The sequence below is a fragment of the Curtobacterium uvaldense genome (assembly GCF_028307415.1).
Classification (GTDB): Bacteria; Actinomycetota; Actinomycetes; order Actinomycetales; family Microbacteriaceae; genus Curtobacterium.
The window spans coordinates 19,919-37,566 of sequence record NZ_JAQMHU010000016.1 but is presented as its reverse complement, the minus strand read 5'-3'; the positions used below and the strand labels follow the sequence as shown (position 1 = coordinate 37,566).

Below are 17,648 nucleotides of genomic sequence, written 5' to 3'. Positions count from 1 at the left end.
ACCACACGTGGTGCGGTCCGCGCCGCCCGGCGTCGGACCCGCAGCAACCAACGGAGTCCTTCGTGTTCGACGTCTTCGTCGTCGCCGGTGTCCTCGCCGCGTTCGGTGTCGTGGCACTCATCGCCAAGGGGGTGGAGCGGCTGTGATCGTCGTCACCATCGCCGCCGCCGTCCTCGGCATCGCCTCGGTCGTCTACCTCGTGTGGGCGCTCGTGCACCCGGAGCGGTTCTGATGAGCGCTGCCGACACCTGGGCCGGGATCGCCCAGGTCGCCACCCTCGTCCTGCTCCTCGTGGTCGCGTACCGCCCGGTCGGTGACTGGATGGCGCGTGTCTACACGCCCACGGAGCACGCCCGCATCGAGCGCGGCGTCTACCGCGTGATCGGTGTGGACCCCGACGCCGAGCAGTCCTGGCCCGCGTACCTACGCGGCGTGCTGCTCTTCAGCGCCGTCGGCGTGCTGCTCGTCTACCTGCTGCAGCGCATCCAGGTCGTGCTGCCCGGTGACCTCGGGCTGCCGAACGTCGGCCCGTCGCTCGCGTTCAACACCGCCGCGTCCTTCGTCGCGAACACCAACTGGCAGTCGTACTCGCCCGAGGCCACCGTGGGGTACTCCGTGCAGATGGCAGGGCTCGCGGTGCAGAACTTCCTGTCCGCCGCGGTCGGGCTCGCGGTCGCCGTGGCCCTGGTGCGCGGGTTCGCACGGCGGAGGAGCGGCACGCTCGGCAACGTCTGGGTCGACGTCGTCCGCGGCACCGGCCGGCTCCTGCTCCCCGGGGCGTTCGTCTTCGCGATCGTCCTGGTCGCCGGCGGCGTCGTGCAGTCGTGGGGCAGCGGCACGGACATCACCACGCTCGCAGGCGGCACCCAGCACATCCCCGACGGCTTCGTCGCGTCGCAGGAGGCGATCAAGGAGCTCGGCACGAACGGCGGCGGCTACTTCAACGCGAACTCGGCGCACCCGTTCGAGAACCCGCAGGCGTGGACGAACCTCGTCGAGGTCTTCCTCATGCTCGTCATCCCGTTCTCGCTGCCCCGCACGTTCGGGCGGCTCGTCGGTGACGACCGCCAGGGGTACGCGATCCTCGCCGTGATGGGCGCGATCTTCCTCGTGTCGCTCTCGGTGATGTCGATCGCCGAGCTCGCGGGCGGCGGCAGCGCCACGCAGGCGGCCGGTGCGGCGATGGAGGGCAAGGAGATGCGCTTCGGCATCCTCGGCACGACGCTCTTCGGCACGACCTCGACCGCCACGTCGACGGGCGCCGTGAACGGCATGTTCGACAGCTTCACGCCGATCGGCGGGATGATGGCGCTCCTCAACATGATGCTCGGCGAGATCAGCCCCGGCGGCGTCGGCTCCGGCCTGTACGGCATGCTCGTGCTCGCCGTGATCACGGTGTTCATCGGCGGACTGCTCGTCGGCCGGACCCCGGAGTACCTCGGCAAGAAGATCCGCGCCCGTGAGATGACCTTCGCGGCGCTGTACATCCTCGTCACGCCGACCCTGGTGCTGCTCGGCACCGGACTGTCCCTGGTGATCCCGGGTGTCCGTGAGCAGGTCCTCGGCACGAGCATCTTCAACCCCGGCAACCACGGGCTGTCCGAGCTGCTCTACGCCTTCACCTCCGGCGCGAACAACAACGGCTCGGCGTTCGGCGGTCTCACCGCGAACACCACGTGGATGAACTCGGCGCTCGGCGTCGTGATGCTGCTCGGCCGGTTCATCCCGATCGCGCTCGTGCTGGCGCTCGCCGGGTCCCTGGCCGCACAGGACAAGGTGCCCGCGACCGTCGGCACCCTGCCGACGCACCGGCCGCTGTTCATCGGCCTGCTCGGTGCCGTCGCCGTGATCGTCACCGCACTCACCTACTTCCCCGTGCTCGCCCTGGGCCCGCTCGCGGAGGCCCTCTCCTGATGGGAACCGAACCCGTGTCCACCCCGACCCCCTCGTCCACCGTGACCAGCGCGCCGGAGGCGAGCAGTGCCTCCCGGCCGGTCACCCGATCGTCCGCGTTCGGTCCCCGTCAACTGGCGGCGGGCCTCCCGGGCGCCCTCCGCAAGCTCGACCCGCGCCTGATGTGGCGCAACCCGGTCATGTTCATCGTCGAGGTCGGCGCCGCGCTCACCACCGTGACCGCGTTCGTCGAGCCGTCGGTGTTCACCGCCGCGATCGCGGTGTGGCTCTGGCTGACCGTCGTCTTCGCGAACCTGGCCGAGGCCGTCGCCGAGGGCCGGGGCAAGGCGCAGGCCGACACCCTGCGGAAGACCCGCTCGACGACCAGCGCCCGCCGGGTGCTGCGATGGGACGCGTCCGACGCCGCCGCGCTGTCGAACGACACCGAGGAGGTCGCCTCGGTGGACCTCGCGAAGGGCGACGTCGTGGTGGTCGTCGCCGGCGAGGTCATCCCCGGCGACGGTGACGTGGTCGAGGGCATCGCCAGCGTCGACGAGTCCGCGGTCACGGGCGAGTCGGCGCCCGTCATCCGCGAGTCCGGTGGCGACCGCAGCGCCGTCACCGGTGGGACGCGGGTGCTGTCCGACCGGATCGTCGTGCGCATCACCTCGACGCCCGGCGAGACCTTCATCGACCGGATGATCCGGCTCGTCGAGGGTGCCGCGCGGCAGAAGACGCCGAACGAGATCGCGCTGAACATCCTGCTGGCGTCGCTGTCGATCGTCTTCGTGATCGTCTGCCTGACGATGCAGCCGATCGCCGGTCTCGTCGGTGCGACCGTCAGCGTGCCGGTGCTCATCGCCCTGCTCGTCTGCCTCATCCCGACCACCATCGGCGCGCTGCTCTCGGCGATCGGCATCGCCGGCATGGACCGGCTCGTGCAGCACAACGTGCTCGCGATGTCCGGGCGCGCGGTCGAGGCGGCCGGGGACATCACCACGCTGCTCCTCGACAAGACCGGCACGATCACGTACGGCAACCGGCAGGCATCGCGCGTGGTGCCCGTCCCGGGCGTCACGGTCGCGACGCTCATGGAGGCCGCAGCCCTGTCGAGCGCCGCGGACAGCACGCCGGAGGGCCGCTCCATCGTCACGCTCGCCGAGCAGGACGGCATCACGCCCGGCACCCCGGCGGGTGCGCTCGAGGTGCCCTTCACCGCGCAGACCCGCATGTCCGGGCTCGACCTGGCCGACGGATCGCAGATCCGCAAGGGTGCAGCGGCCGCCGTGCTCGCCTGGGCGGGGTCTGCCGACGCCGCCGTGGTCGCCGCGGTCGACACCGCGGTCGCCGAGATCTCCGACCAGGGCGGGACGCCGCTCGTCGTCGGCCGTCGCTCGGCCTCGGGCGCTGTCGACCTGCTCGGGGTCGTGCACCTGAAGGACGTCGTGAAGGACGGCATGGCCGAGCGCTTCGCGGAGCTGCGGTCGATGGGCATCCGCACGGTGATGATCACCGGCGACAACCCCCGCACCGCGGCCGCGATCGCCGCCGAGGCCGGCGTCGACGACTTCCTCGCCGAAGCCACGCCCGAGGACAAGCTCGCCTACATCCGGAAGGAACAGGAGGGCGGGAACCTCGTCGCGATGACCGGTGACGGCACGAACGACGCCCCCGCCCTGGCACAGGCCGACGTCGGCGTCGCGATGAACACCGGCACGACCGCTGCGAAGGAGGCCGGCAACATGGTCGACCTCGACTCCGACCCGACGAAGCTCATCGACGTCGTCCGGATCGGGAAGCAGCTGCTCATCACCCGCGGAGCGCTCACCACGTTCTCGATCGCCAACGACGTCGCGAAGTACTTCGCGATCATCCCGGCGATGTTCCAGGCGGCGTTCCCCGGCCTCGCGGCGCTCAACGTCATGGGGCTGCACAGCCCGGCGTCGGCGATCCTGTCGGCCGTCGTGTTCAACGCGCTCGTCATCGTGGCGCTCATCCCGCTCTCGCTGCGGGGTGTGCGCTACCGGGCGGCCTCGGCATCGTCCGTCCTCGGACGCAACCTGCTCGTCTACGGGCTCGGCGGCGTCATCGTCCCCTTCATCGGCATCAAGGCGATCGACCTCGCGGTCGGTCTCATCCCGGGGTTCTAGACCATGGCTTCCTCATCACGCTCCTTCCTCCGTTCCACCGGTGTGGCGATCCGTCTCGCCCTGCTGTCCACCGTCGTCCTCGGCGTCGCCTACCCGCTCGCGGTGTGGGGCGTCGGGCAGGCGGCCTTCCACGACCAGGCGAACGGCTCGATGGTCACCGACTCCTCCGGGAAGGTCGTCGGCTCGTCCCTGATCGGGCAGTCCTTCGCGGGTGCCCAGGCCGACCGCTGGTTCCAGTCGCGTCCGAGTGCCGCGGGCGAGGACGGCTACGACGCGAACGCCTCGTCCGGCTCGAACCTCGGGCCGAACAACCCCGACCTGCTCAAGAGCATCGAGGAGCGGCGGGCCGCCGTGGCGGAGGCCGACGGGGTCAGCGCTGCCGACGTGCCCGCCGACGCGGTCACCGCCTCGGGCTCGGGGCTCGACCCGGACATCAGCCCGGAGTACGCGCTGCAGCAGGTGGCCCGGGTGGCCGACGCCCGGGGTCTGTCGGAGTCGACGGTCCGCACGCTCGTCGAGCAGCACACCGAGTCCCGGCAGGCCGGGTTCCTCGGCGAGCCGGTCGTGAACGTCCTCGAGCTGAACCTGGCCCTGGCTGCCGAACGCTGACGGTCCGGCCTGCCCGTCCGCCCGGTCTGGCCCGGTCCGGCCGTGGCCGGCCCGGTCCGGCCCGAGGGCGGAGCCGCCAGCACAACCGGAAGCACCTCGCGCCGCGGAACCGCGTGGTGTGACGTGCTTCCGGTTGTTCGGCAGCACGTCGCACCACGCACCACCACCACACCACACCGAACCGCGGGAGGATGAGCACGTGAAGCGCGGGAAACTCCGGGTGCTGCTCGGCGCCGCTCCGGGTGTCGGCAAGACGTACACGATGCTCGAGGAGGGCCACCGGCTGCGTGCCGAGGGCCGGGACGTCGTCGTCGCCGTCGTCGAGACCCACGAGCGAGCCGCCACCGCAGCCCTGGTCGACGGTCTCGAGCTCGTGCCCCGCCGCGTCGTCGAGCACCGCGGCGTCGCACTCGACGACATGGACCTCGACGCGGTCGTGGCACGGGCACCCGACGTCGCCCTCGTCGACGAACTCGCGCACACGAACGCCCCGGGCAGCCCGAACGAGAAGCGCTGGCAGGACGTCGAGGAGCTCCTCGCCGCCGGCATCAGCGTCATCTCGACCGTGAACATCCAGCACATGCAGTCCCTCGGCGACGTCGTCCGCGAGATCACCGGCACGGTGCAGCGCGAGACCGTCCCCGACACCGTGGTCCGCGCCGCCGACCAGATCGAGGTCGTCGACCTGTCGCCGGCGTCCCTCCGCGAACGGCTCTCGGACGGGCTGGTCTACCCGGCCGCCCGCATCGACGCGGCGCTGTCGAACTACTTCCGCCTCGGCAACCTCACCGCACTTCGCGAGATCGCCCTGCTCTGGCTCGCCGACGAGGTCGACGACGCGCTCAAGGCCTACCGCGCCGAGCACGGCATCGACCACCGGTGGGAGACCCGAGAGCGCGTCCTCGTCGCGTTGACCGGCGGTCCCGAGGGCGAGACCCTGCTGCGCCGCGGTGCCCGCATCGCCGCCCGCAGTGCCGGTGGAGAGCTCGCGGCCGTGCATGTCACGACGAACGACGGGCTGCGCGAGCGCCACCCCGGCGCGCTCGGCAAGCAGCGCGCCCTGCTCGAGCAGCTCGGCGGGACGTACCACCAGGTGGTCGGCGACGACGTGCCGAGCACCCTCGTGCGCTTCGCGAAGTCGGTCGACGCGACCCAGATCGTGATCGGCGTCAGCCGTCGCAGCCGCCTCGCCGCCGCACTGACCGGGCCGGGCATCGGCAACACGGTGGTCCGTGAGTCCGGCGACATCGACGTGCACGTCGTCACGCACGAGCGCGCCGGCGGCGGGTTCGCCCTGCCGAAGCTCGGCGGCAGCCTCTCGCGCGGCCGGATCGCCGCGGCGTTCGCGGTCTCGCTGCTGCTCGGCCCGCTGCTGACCTGGCTGCTGTCGCTCGGCAGCGACCCCGACTCGATCACGGTCGACGTGCTGTCGTACCAACTGCTCGTGCTCGTCGTCGCCCTGACCGGCGGGATGTGGCCGGCGGTGTTCACCGCGGTGCTCTCCGGGCTGAGCCTCGACTACTTCTTCGTGCAACCCCTCTACATGGTCACCGTCCAGCAACCGTGGCACCTGGTGGCCCTCGTGATGTACGTGATCAGTGCCGTCCTGGTCAGCTTCGTGGTCGACCGGTCCGCCCGCCGCAGTCGAGCCGCCCGTCGCGCGGCCGCCGAGTCCGGGCTGCTCGTCGGGATCGCCGGCAGCGTCCTCCGCGGCGACGACGCCCTGCAGGCACTCCTCGACCGCACCCGCGAGGCGTTCGGGTTCACCGGCGTGCGGATCCGGCAGGGCGACGAGGTCCCGGCCACGTCGGGGACGTTCGCCGACGGACCGGACGCGACCACGAGCCTCCCGTCCGGTGCCGTCCTGGAGTTCTCCGGCGCACCCGACGACCCGACCCAGCGCCGGCTGCTGCGCGTCGTCGAGCAGCAGCTCGACGCCGCGGTCGAGCACCGCCGACTCACCCGCACCGCGGTCGACGCCGAGCGGATCGCGGCGGCCGACCGCGTGCGGAGCGCCATCCTCGCGGCCGTCGGCCACGACGTGCGCCGGCCGATCGCGGCGGCCTCCGCCGCCGTGCAGACGCTTCGGGCGTCCGACATCCAGCTGTCGGCACCCGACCGGGAGGCACTGCTCGCCACCGCCGACGAGAGCCTCGGTCAGCTGGCGGTCCTGCTGGCCGACCTGCTCGACGTCAGCCGGGTCCAGGCCGGGGTGCTCGCCGTCACCCCGCTGCCCACCGCGCTCGAGACGGTCGTCGCCCCCGCGCTCGACGAGCTCGAACTCGGGCCGGACGACGTCGACCTCGACCTGCCCGCCGACCTGCCGCCGGTCCTCGCCGACCCGGTGCTCCTGCAGCGCGTCGTCGTCAACCTGCTCGCGAACGCGCAGCGCTACGCCCCCGAGGGCACCCGGGTCCGGGTCGCCGCCAGCGCCTTCGGCGGCGGGGTCGAGCTGCGTGTCGCCGACCACGGACCCGGCATCCCCGAGGACCGCCGCGGCGAGGTGTTCCAGCCCTTCCAGCGGCTCGGCGACACCGACAACGAGACCGGCCTCGGCCTCGGGCTGGCCCTCGCCCGCGGGTTCACCGAGGGCATGGGCGGCACCATCGAGGTCGACGACACCCCGGGCGGCGGGCTCACCGTCGTCGTGCGGCTGCCGATCGCCGGACACCTGGGAGTGGATGTCAAGTGAGCACGAAGGTCCTCATCGCCGACGACGACGCACAGCTCGTCCGCGCCCTGTCCGTCACGCTCGCCGCGCGCGGGTACGACGTCGCCACCGCCCGTGACGGTCGGGCCGCCATCGACGCCGTGATCACCGAGCGCCCCGACATCGTCATGCTCGACCTCGGCATGCCCCGACTCGACGGCATCGGGGTGCTCGAGGGCATCCGTGCGTGGTCGCAGGTGCCGGTGCTCGTGCTCTCCGGGCGGACCGACTCGTCGGACAAGGTCGACGCGCTCGACGCCGGAGCGGACGACTACGTGACGAAGCCGTTCCAGATGGACGAGCTGCTCGCCCGACTCCGAGCCCTCGGACGGCGGCAGGCGACGGCCGCGGCGACCGCGGGGGTCACGCCGACGGTGACGATCGGCGACCTGGTCGTCGACCTCGTCGCGAAGCAGGTCACCCCGCCGACCGGCCCCGCGATCCGGCTCACCCCGACCGAGTGGCGGCTGCTCGAGGTCCTCGTCACGAACCCCGGGCGGCTGATGACCCGCGAGATGCTCCTGACCGAGGTGTGGGGTCCGACGCACGGCAACGACTCCGGGTACCTGCGGCTCTACATGGCGCAGCTGCGGCGGAAGCTCGAACCGGAGCCGTCGCACCCGCGGTTCCTCGTGACCGAGTCGGGCATGGGGTACCGGTTCGACCCGAGCGGGGCCTGAGCCCTCCCTTCAGCGCCGGTTCAGGCCGCGCCGCCATGCTCGGACGATGCGTGTGCTGGTCGTCGACGACGAGGTGCGGCTCGCGGACGGCATCCGCGCCGGGCTGCAGGCCGAGGGCTTCGCCGTCGACGTCGCGCACGACGGGGTCGACGGGCTCTGGTACGCCCGTGAGCACCCGTACGACGCCATCGTCCTCGACCTGATGATGCCGGGCATGAGCGGCTGGAAGGTGTGCGAGACGCTCCGCGCCGAGCAGGACTGGACCCCCGTGCTCATGCTGACCGCGAAGGACGGTGAGTGGGACCAGGTCGACGCCCTCGACGCCGGTGCCGACGACTACGTGACCAAGCCGTTCTCGTTCCCGGTGCTCGTCGCGCGTCTCCGTGCGCTCGTCCGCAGGGGGTCCCGGGAACGACCCACGGTCCTCCGGGCCGGCGACCTGCGTCTCGACCCGGCGGAGCGACGGGTGTGGCGGGGCGAGGAGCTGCTCGACCTGACGAGCCGGGAGTTCACGGTCCTCGAGTACCTCATGCGGCACGCGGGTCAGGTGCTGTCGAAGCGCGACGTCATCGCGAACGTCTGGGACGACGACTTCGCGGGCGACCCGAACATCGTCGAGGTGTACGTCGGGCACCTGCGCCGGAAGGTCGACCGGCCGTTCGGCCGGACCGCGATCGAGACCGTCCGCGGGGCCGGCTACCGCCTGGACGCCGACGGTGGCTGACCGGTCGCGGCGGGTCCGACGGCCGCGCAGCATCCGTGCACGCGCGACGGGAGGCGCGGCGGTCGTCGTCCTCGTCGCGCTCGTGATCGGGGCGGTCGCCTTCGTCTGGGTCCTCCGGAGCTCGCTGTCCGACGGCGTCCGGTCGTCGGCCGAGCAGACGCTCGACGGCCTCTCCGCACGGGTGGAGGCGGACGGTGTCGCCGCCGTCGAGGCCGAGGGCGACGACGTGCTCGCCCAGCTGCAGGACGGCACCGGCCGGGTGCTCGCGCGGGCCGAGGACAGTCCCGACGCGGCCCTCTCCGGCGCCGAGGAGTCCCGGTACCGGCACGACGGCGAGCGCTGGTCCCTCGTGTCCGACGACGTCGAGCTGCCGGACGGCACCGAGGGCGTGCTCGTCGTCGGGCTGCCGCTCGAGGACGCCGACGCCGCCGTGCGGACCGTGTCCGTGCTGCTCGTCGTCGCCGTCCCGGTCGTCGTGGCCCTCATGTCGCTCGTGACGTGGTTCGTCGTCGGTCGAGCGCTCCGTCCGGTTGACCGGATGCGCCGCGAGGTCGACGACGTCGAAGGCACGAACCTGCACGCGCGCGTGGCGGAACCGGGCTCGGGGGACGAGGTCGACCGTCTCGCCGTCACGATGAACCGGATGCTCGCGCGGCTCGAGGCGTCGCAGCAGGCCCAGCAGCGCTTCGTCTCGGATGCGTCGCACGAGCTGCGGTCCCCGCTCGCGACGATCCGGCAGCACGCCGAGGTCGCCCGGGCGCACCCTGACGTCACCGGGACGGCCGAGCTGGCCGCGGTCGTCCTCGACGAGGGTGCCCGTCTGCAGGACCTCGTCGAGTCGCTCCTCCTGCTCACCCGTGTCGACGAGCGGGGCCGTACCCGTGACCGGGCGGTGGACCTCGACGACCTCGTGTTCGCGGAGGGGTCGCGGTCCGCGGGGGCCGGAGTCGTCCGCGTGGACGTGTCCGGTGTCGCTCCCGCGCGGGTCGGCGGGGACGACCGGCTGCTCGCCCGGGCGGTGCGGAACCTCGTCGACAACGCCGTCCGGCACGCCGTGAGCACCGTGACGGTCACGCTCGTCGGAACCGGCGACGACGCGGTCCTCACCGTCGACGACGACGGGCGGGGGATCCCGGAGCAGGACCGGCAGCGCGTGTTCGACCGCTTCGTGCGGCTCGACGAGGGCCGTGCCCGGGACGCGGGTGGGTCGGGGCTGGGGCTCGCGATCGTCGACGCCGTCGTCCGGGCGCACGGCGGCAGCACCGCGGTCTCGACGGCCCCGGCGGGCGGAGCCCGGTTCACGCTCCGGCTCCCGCTGCTGCACGACTGATGCGCTGCCCGAGGGGCGTGCCGGACGCCCCCGGCGTCACCCCAGGTGGCTTCAGGCCTGCTTCAGTGCCCGTTCCGCAGGCTTGCCGCATGCAGACCACGACGAAGACCACCGCCCGCCGCATCGCCCTCCTCTCCGCGCTCCCGCTCGTCGGGGCGCTGGCGCTCGCCGGCTGCGCCGGTGACGACGACCGCGACGACACGGCCGCCCCGGCTGCCTCGGCACCCTCCGTGACGGCGACCGACGGCAGCGCGAGCGGCAGCACGGGCAGCGGCCGCACGGGCAGCGGTTCCGACGCCGCCGGGAACGACGCCCTCGGAGCCGCTGCGGAGACCGCACGGGAGGCCGTCGGCTCGGGTACCGTCACCTCGATCGAGCAGGAGGCCGGCGGTACCTCGTGGGAGGTGCTCGTCGTGACCGCGGACGGCAACGAGCAGGAGGTCCACGTGGCCGCCGACGGGGAGCGCACCACCGCCGGTCCGACGGAGGACACCACGGACGCCGAGGACGTCGCGGAGAACCAGCGGTTCGTCGACGCCGCAGACCTGTCCGTCGCGCAGGCAGCATCCACGCTCGTCGAGACGGTGCCCGGCACGGTCACCGAGCTCGGACTCGACGACCACGCCGGCACGGTCGTCTGGGAGGGTGACGTCCGCGACGACGCCGGGACGAAGCACAGCATCCGGATCGACGCCGGGAGCGGCGAGGTCGTCACGAACACGGTCGACACCGACGACTGACCCGCAGAAGGGCGCCGACGCCCGGGTGGCGGGGCACTGGCGGGTGCGTGTCGTGTCCGTGTCGTGGTGCTGTCGCCCCGGGCGTTCCTAGGCTCGGCACCATGAACGAGATGCGGATCGCCACCCTCCGACGTGAGCGCGGCTGGACCCAGGAACGGCTGGCCGAGGCGAGCGGCGTGGCCGTCCGGACCGTGCAACGACTCGAGGGCGGGAACGACGCGAGCCTCGAGACCCTGTCCGCGATCGCCCGGGCGCTCGAGGTCCCGGTGCGGGAGCTCTTCGCGCAGGACGACCCCGCGGAGCTGGAGCCGGGCGTGCGCGGGCTCGACGAGCGGACCGAGGCCGCCGCGGCTGCAGCTGCGTCGGAGCAGGCCGCGCGTGACCGGTTCGTCGGCGGGTTCTGGTCGCTGTACTCCGCGGTCGGGATCGCCTTCGGGATCGTCACGGTCCTGCTCCTCGTCCTGCACGTGTGGTCCTCGCTGGTGTTCCTGCTCGTCGGGGCGTACTGGGTGGTCGGGCGGCTGGCCGGACGGTTCCTGCTCGACTTGGTGCTCGGCCCCTGGCTCGACCGGCGCTGGCCGCTGTCGTCGGCGACCGACGTGCCGGTCCGTGCCGCTCGCTGAGCCGACGCCGGTCCGCGTCGGGCCGGACGACGTCGACGAGGTGCACGCCTTCCTGTCGGCGTGCGACCTGACGGTGGCGGGGCTGTCGGACCCGGGCGTCCGGCTCTGGGCGCTCCGTGGTGCGGGCGGCGCCGTCGTCGGTACCACCGGGTACGAGACCGGGCCGGACGGGAGGCACGCCCTCCTCCGCAGCGTCGCCGTCGGACCGGCGCTGCGCGGCTCGGGTCGCGGTGCGGCGCTCGCTCGGTTCGCGATGGCGGAGGCGACGGCGGGCGGGGCGCGACGGGCGTGGTTGTTCAGTCGGCGGTCCGGGCCGTTCTGGCAGGGCCTCGGCTTCGCGCCGGCCGATCGCGCGGAGCTCGCGACCGTGCTCGCCGGCACGACGCAGGTCGAGCTGTTCCGCGCGACCGGGCAGCTCGTGCACGAGGTCGCGTGGAGCCGGCTGCTGGTCCCGCCCGTGCCGGTCCCTTAGGGGCGTCCAAGGCTGCGCCGACGATCCGCGCACGTGGCGGTCGCACGCTCGTGGGCATGACCGAGACGATCCCCACCGAGCGACCGCGCCTGCTCCCGCCACCCATCCGTCCGCACGGCGTCCGCGACCGCCTGGTCGGTCTCGTCCGCGGCGGTGCGGACACCGCGCGGTGGGAGCGCCCCGCGTTCCTCGGGCTGCTGCTGGTGACCGCTGTCCTCTACGTCGTGAACCTCGGCGTGAACGGCTGGGCGAACGCGTTCTACTCGGCGGCGGTGCAGGCGGGGAGCCAGAGCTGGGAGGCGTTCTTCTACGGCTCCTCCGACGCCGCGAACGCGATCACGGTCGACAAGCCGCCGGCGTTCCTCTGGGTGATCGGCATCTCCGTCCGGTTGTTCGGGCTGAACTCGTGGTCGATCCTCGTGCCGCAGGCGTTGATGGGCGTCGCGTCGGTGGCGGTCCTGTACCGGATCGTCCGGCGCCGGTTCTCGGCCGGCGCCGCCCTGACCGCGGGTGCGGTCCTGGCCACGACCCCGGTCGCGACCCTCATGTTCCGCTACGACAACCCGGACGCCCTGCTCGTGCTGCTCACCGTCGGGGCGATCGCCCTGACGCTGCGCGGGGTCGAGTCCGGGCGGATGCGGTGGGTCGTCTGGGCCGGCGTGCTCGTCGGGCTCGGCTTCCTGACGAAGCAGCTGCAGGCGTTCCTCGTGCTGCCGCCCCTGGTCGGGGTGTACCTCCTCGCGTCGCCCCGCCCGGTGCTCCGGCGGATCGGGCACCTGTCCGCGGCGGCGCTCGCCGTGGTGGTCTCCGCCGGGTGGTGGGTCGCGATCGTCGAACTCGTGCCGGCCTCGGCTCGGCCGTACGTCGGCGGGTCGCAGACGAACAGCTTCCTCGAGCTGAGCTTCGGCTACAACGGGCTCGGCCGGGTCACGGGCGACGAGACGGGGAGCGTCGTGCCGGGTGGGACGACCGGGGCGGGGTCGTGGGGCTCGACCGGCCTGACCCGGCTGTTCGGCTCGGAGTTCGGCACGCAGGTGACCTGGCTGCTGCCGACCGCGCTCGTGCTGCTCGTCGTGTCCCTCGTCGCGATCGGGGTCCGTCGCCGCCGTGACCCGCGGCTCGCGACCGTGCTGGTGCTCGGCGGCTCGTTGCTCGTCACCGGGCTGGTCTTCAGCTTCATGGGCGGGATCTTCCACCCGTACTACACGGTGGCGCTCGCGCCGTACATCGCGGGCGTGGTCGGCATCGGCGCCGGGCTCCTGTGGGAGCGCCGCACGTTCCTCGCCTGGCGCATCGTCGCCGCCGGCGTCGTCGCCCTCTCCGGAGCGTGGTCGTCCGCGCTGCTGTCCCAGGCGTCGTCGTGGCAACCGTGGATCCGGTGGGTGGTCCTCGTCGTGGCCGTCGTCGGGACCGTCCTCGTCCTGCTGCCGCCGCGCGGTCGGGGCCTCGCGGGGGCGACGGTGGCGACCGTGCTCGTCGCGGCGCTGCTCGGGCCGACGGCGTTCTCGGTGCAGACCACCACGGTCGGGCACACGGGTGCGCTCCCGTCGGCCGGGCCGAGCGTCACGACGAGCGGGTTGGGCGGGGGTCGCGGCGGCGCGCCCGGTGGTCAGGGTGGCCCCGGCGGCCAGGGAGCGCCCGGCGGTCAGGGAGCGCCCGGCGGTCAGGGCGGCCCCGGCGGAGCACCGGGCGGCCAGAACGGGACGGGCCAGAACGCGAACGGCCAGAACGGGACGGGCCAGAACGCGAACGGCCAGAACGGGACGGGCCAGAACGCGAACGGCCAGAACGCGAACGGCCCGGGGACCGCGGGCGGCGCCGACGGCGCCACGAACGCCCCCGGCGGCGGCACGAACCTGCTCGGCGGTTCGACCGAGGTGTCCGACGAGGTCGTCGCCGCGCTGTCCGCGGACGCCGACGAGTACACCTGGGCCGCCGCGACCGTCGGGTCGAACAGCGCCGCCACGTACCAGCTCGCGACGGGCGACCCCGTGATGGCGATCGGCGGCTACAACGGCACCGACCCGGCCCCGACCCTGGCGGAGTTCCGGACACTCGTCGCCGCGGGGAAGGTGCACTGGTTCGTCGGTGGCAGCACCAGCACCAGCACCAGCAGCAGCGGGAGCGACGCCGCAGCCGAGATCGCCGAGTGGGTCGCCGCGCACTACGAGCCGACGACGGTCGACGGCGTGACGATGTACGACCTCACGCCGGCGTCCTGACCACGGACACCGCCGGTACCGCCCGCGTCCCCCGGACACGAGCGGGCGGTACCGTCGATCCGTGACCATCGAGCTGCACCGGGTGACCGCCGAGGACTGGGCCGTCTGGCGCCCGGTCCGCCTCGCCGCCCTCACCGACGCGCCGCAGGCGTTCGGCTCCCGCCTCGAGGACTGGCAGGACGCTCCGGAACACCGCTGGCGCACCCGGTTGTCGCTGCCGGGCGCGGTCGACCTGCTCGCGGTCGAGGAGGGCGACACCGTCGGGATGGCGAGCGGGGTCCCCGACCCGGACGACCCCGCGCTGGCCGAGCTGATCTCGATGTGGGTCGCGCCGCGCGCCCGCGGTCGGGGGCTCGTCGCACGCCTCGTCGACGAGGTCGCCCGCGTGCTCGTCGCGCAGGGGACCGAACACCTCGAGCTCTCGGTGATGCCGGACAACGACCGCGCACGCCGGGCGTACGAGCGCATCGGGTTCAGCGCGACGGACACCCCCGGTGACCGGCTTCCGGACGGCCGGACCGAGACCGTGATGCGCCGCGACCTCAGCGCCGAGCGCACGCTCCTCGCGTACGAGCGCGGCGCCGACCGCTGGACGGAACGGACCGACGACCACCGCGCGGGACTCGTCGACGACCTGCTCGGCCTCGTGCCCGGCGGCGCCCACGTCCTGGAACTCGGCTCCGGCCCAGGTCGGGACGCGGACGCGCTCGAGGCAGCGGGCCTCCGTGTCGACCGGACCGACGGCACCACGGCGTACGTCGACCGGCTCCGCGCCGCCGGCCACGAGGCCCGCGTGCTCGACGTCCGCCGCGACGGCTGGGGCGGCCCGTACGACGCCGTCGTCGCGAACGCGGTCCTCCTCCACGTCGCGCGGTCGGACACCCCCGCCGTGCTCGAGCGCGCGCGCCGGGCGGTCCGCCCCGGTGGCGTCCTCGCGGCGACGGTGAAGCGGGGCGACGGTGACGGCCAGGGTGACGGCTGGAGCGACCGGAAGCTCGACGACCCCCGCTGGTTCACCTACTGGGACGAGGACGCCCTCGCGGCAGCCGTCACGACCGCCGGGTGGCACGACGTCCGGGTCCGTGAGACCACCCGCCCCGGCGCCGAGGAGCGCTGGCTGACCGTGACGGCCCGTCGGCCCGAGGAGGACCAGCCCGACGAGGACCGGCCCGACGAGGAGGACCGACCGTGAACCGAGCACTCCGATGGACCGCCTGGGTCGTCACCGTGGTGGTGCTGCTCGCGGTGGTCTTCCTCGTGTACGCGAACATCGTCATGCAGGGCACCAGGAGCGCTGCGCTGCAGGTCTGGCGGGACGACCGTGTGGCCGTGCGCGACGTGGGCGACAGCGTCGTGATGACCCCGACGGGCAGCGACGACGGCAAGGGCATCGTCTTCATCCCGGGCGCGAAGGTCGACCCCTACGCGTACCTGGCGACCTTCCGCCAGGTCGTCGCCTCGGGCACCACCGTCGTCATCACGAAGCCGACGCTGAACCTGGCGTTCTTCGACACCCGCCCGTTGGCGACCTTCGAGGCGCACGCACCCGGTGTCCGCACCTGGGCGGTCGGCGGCCACTCGCTCGGCGGCGTCCGCGCGTGCCAGCTCGCGCAGGACGCGGACGGTCTGCTGCTGCTCGGCAGCTACTGCGCGGACGACATCGCTCGCTCGTACGTCCAGGTCCTCAGCGTCTCCGGCTCCCGCGACGGCCTCTCGACGCCCGACAAGGTCGCCGCCGCCCGCGACGAACTCCCCGCCACGGCGCGGATGGTCGAGATCGAGGGTGCGAACCACGCCGACTTCGGCGCGTACGGCGACCAGCCCGGCGACCGCACGGCGACGATCTCACGCGAGGACGCGCGGGCGCAGATCAGCGCGGCCGTCCAGGACTGGGTGCGCACCCTGGGCTGACGCGACCACACGACAGACCGGAGGCTCGGTGCCAGCCGGCACCGAGCCTCCAGACCGTCGGCTGATCGGGGAGTGATCAGTGGATGCGGCCCGCCTCGTGGTCGCGACCGGTCCGGCGACCCGTCGCGCGGGCGACGAAGTACAGCACCACGCCGACGGCCAGCAGCAGGGCGGCGTACAGCCAGACCTGCCCGCTCTGCTGCGTGAGCAGCAGGATGCAGGACGCCACCCCGAGCACCGGCACCCACGTCCACACACGGAAGTGGTCGTGCTCGACCCTGTCCTTCCGCAGCACCAGCACGGCGACGTTCGTGCTGATGAAGACGAACAGCAGCAGGAGCACGACGGTCTCGGCGAGGGTTCCGACGTCACCGACGAGCGTCAGGAGCATCGCGACGACGGTGGTCGCGACGATGGCGACCCACGGGGTCTTCCGGTTCGGCAGGACCTTCGCGAGCAGGGCGGGCAGGAGCCGCTGCTCCGCCATGCCGTACGTGACGCGGCTCGCCATGATCATCGTGAGGAGCGCGCCGTTCGCGACGGCGACCAGGGCGATGAGGCTGAACACCCAGTCGGGGATCGGCACGCCGGTCGCCGACACGACGGCCAGCAGGGGGCCGCTCGACCCGGACAGCTCCGAGGCCGGCAGGGCGATCGAGCTCGCGAGCGCGACGAGCACGTAGACGACGCCGGCGGTGGCGAGGGATCCGAACAGCGCGCGGGGGTAGATGCGACGGACGTCGCGGACCTCCTCGGCGATGTTCGCCGAGGTCTCGAAGCCGACGAACGAGTAGTAGGCGACGATCGCGGCGCTCAGGGTCGCGAGTGCGAGGTTCGCCTCGGCGGGGAAGGCGCCGATGCGCGAGACGTCGCCGCCTCCGCCGCCCAGCATGACCGCGACGACCACGATGACGATGACCAGGCCGGAGACCTCGATGATCGTCATGACGACGTTGCTGCGCAGCGAGTCGGAGATGCCCCGGGCGTTCAGGCAGGCGACGAGTGCGAGGAACACGATCGCCGTCGGCACCGGCGGCAGGTCCACGAAGGTGCCGAGGTAGTCGCCCGCGAACGCCAGCGAGAGCCCCGCGGCGCTCGTGACACCGGCGGCGAGCATGCTGAAGCCGACGAGGAACGACACGATCGGCGTCCGGTACGCCCGCTCGGCGAACACCGCGGCGCCACCGGCCTTCGGGTACTTCGTCACGAGCTCGGCGTACGAGCCCGCGGTCAGCAGGGCCAGGAGCAGCGCGAGGACCAGTGGTGTCCAGAGCGCGCCGCCGACGTCCTTCGACAGGGTGCCCTGAGGGCGTAGATGCCGGCGCCGAGCACGTCGCCGAGGATGAAGAGGAACAGGAGCGGGCCGGTGATCGCCTGCTTGAGCTTCGAGCCCGAGCCGTCCTGGGCCGTCGTGGTGGTGCTCATGTGGTGCCTTCCGTCACGCCCAACCTCGACGGGGAGCGGTCCGAGCGCTCCCGGAAGGTCCGCTCGGCGCGGTCGACACGGGTCCTCCCGAGCCTGAGCGTCCGAGCCGGGGCGGTCCTAGACTCGATCGGAGCCGAACCGACCACCGAGACCAGAGGA

Annotated in this window: 14 protein-coding genes and 1 pseudogene; 14 read left to right on the top strand and 1 reads right to left on the bottom strand. The window is 73.0% G+C overall.

Annotated features, from left to right (window positions below):
* Nucleotides 1-142 precede the first annotated feature (142 nt).
* The 14 genes from PIJ49_RS10660 (at nt 143) to PIJ49_RS10595 (ending at nt 16,064) form a co-directional block, all read left to right on the top strand.
* Entirely contained in the window at nt 143-232 is a 90-nt protein-coding gene (locus PIJ49_RS10660) for a potassium-transporting ATPase subunit F (protein WP_058729515.1), read from the top strand.
* Nucleotides 232-1,914 (top strand): potassium-transporting ATPase subunit KdpA, encoded by a 1,683-nt coding sequence (gene kdpA, locus PIJ49_RS10655; protein WP_251155160.1) that lies wholly within the window; start codon nt 232-234, stop codon nt 1,912-1,914. Before PIJ49_RS10660 ends, kdpA begins: the two co-directional genes overlap by 1 nt.
* Nucleotides 1,914-4,043 (top strand): potassium-transporting ATPase subunit KdpB, encoded by a 2,130-nt coding sequence (gene kdpB, locus PIJ49_RS10650; protein ID WP_271826573.1) that lies wholly within the window; start codon nt 1,914-1,916, stop codon nt 4,041-4,043. The genes kdpA and kdpB overlap by 1 nt, the downstream gene beginning before the upstream one ends.
* A 3-nt stretch (nt 4,044-4,046) precedes the next feature.
* Entirely contained in the window at nt 4,047-4,652 is a 606-nt protein-coding gene (kdpC, locus tag PIJ49_RS10645) for a potassium-transporting ATPase subunit KdpC (protein WP_271826572.1), read from the top strand.
* Nucleotides 4,653-4,851: 199 nt separating this feature from the next.
* The gene (locus tag PIJ49_RS10640) at nt 4,852-7,344 is read left to right on the top strand and encodes an ATP-binding protein (RefSeq protein WP_271826571.1); all 2,493 of its coding nucleotides are present in this window, start codon (nt 4,852-4,854) and stop codon (nt 7,342-7,344) included.
* Nucleotides 7,341-8,042 carry a response regulator gene (locus PIJ49_RS10635; protein WP_271826570.1) on the top strand — a complete coding sequence of 234 codons (702 nt, stop codon included), beginning with the start codon at nt 7,341-7,343 and terminating at the stop codon, nt 8,040-8,042. Before PIJ49_RS10640 ends, PIJ49_RS10635 begins: the two co-directional genes overlap by 4 nt.
* Before the next feature lie 46 nt (nt 8,043-8,088).
* Entirely contained in the window at nt 8,089-8,766 is a 678-nt protein-coding gene (locus tag PIJ49_RS10630) for a response regulator transcription factor (protein ID WP_066657217.1), read from the top strand.
* Complete coding sequence (locus PIJ49_RS10625; protein WP_271826569.1) at nt 8,759-10,096, top strand: sensor histidine kinase; 1,338 nt, start codon at nt 8,759-8,761, stop codon at nt 10,094-10,096. The genes PIJ49_RS10630 and PIJ49_RS10625 overlap by 8 nt, the downstream gene beginning before the upstream one ends.
* Before the next feature lie 89 nt (nt 10,097-10,185).
* Complete coding sequence (locus PIJ49_RS10620) at nt 10,186-10,836, top strand: PepSY domain-containing protein (protein WP_271826568.1); 651 nt, start codon at nt 10,186-10,188, stop codon at nt 10,834-10,836.
* Nucleotides 10,837-10,937: 101 nt separating this feature from the next.
* Nucleotides 10,938-11,459: a helix-turn-helix domain-containing protein gene (locus PIJ49_RS10615; protein WP_271826567.1), complete on the top strand. Its 522-nt coding sequence runs from the start codon at nt 10,938-10,940 to the stop codon at nt 11,457-11,459.
* Nucleotides 11,446-11,931, top strand: a complete 486-nt coding sequence (locus PIJ49_RS10610; RefSeq protein ID WP_271826566.1) for a GNAT family N-acetyltransferase — start codon at nt 11,446-11,448, stop codon at nt 11,929-11,931. Before PIJ49_RS10615 ends, PIJ49_RS10610 begins: the two co-directional genes overlap by 14 nt.
* 56 nt (nt 11,932-11,987) lie before the next feature.
* Nucleotides 11,988-14,153: an ArnT family glycosyltransferase gene (locus PIJ49_RS10605; protein WP_271826564.1), complete on the top strand. Its 2,166-nt coding sequence runs from the start codon at nt 11,988-11,990 to the stop codon at nt 14,151-14,153.
* Nucleotides 14,154-14,214: 61 nt separating this feature from the next.
* Entirely contained in the window at nt 14,215-15,345 is a 1,131-nt protein-coding gene (locus PIJ49_RS10600) for a bifunctional GNAT family N-acetyltransferase/class I SAM-dependent methyltransferase (RefSeq protein WP_271826563.1), read from the top strand.
* The gene (locus PIJ49_RS10595; protein WP_271826562.1) at nt 15,342-16,064 is read left to right on the top strand and encodes an alpha/beta hydrolase; all 723 of its coding nucleotides are present in this window, start codon (nt 15,342-15,344) and stop codon (nt 16,062-16,064) included. The genes PIJ49_RS10600 and PIJ49_RS10595 overlap by 4 nt, the downstream gene beginning before the upstream one ends.
* Nucleotides 16,065-16,140: 76 nt before the next feature.
* Here PIJ49_RS10595 and PIJ49_RS10590 read toward each other — a convergent pair.
* Nucleotides 16,141-17,489 (bottom strand): annotated as a pseudogene (locus PIJ49_RS10590) (APC family permease).
* Nucleotides 17,490-17,648 lie beyond the last annotated feature (159 nt).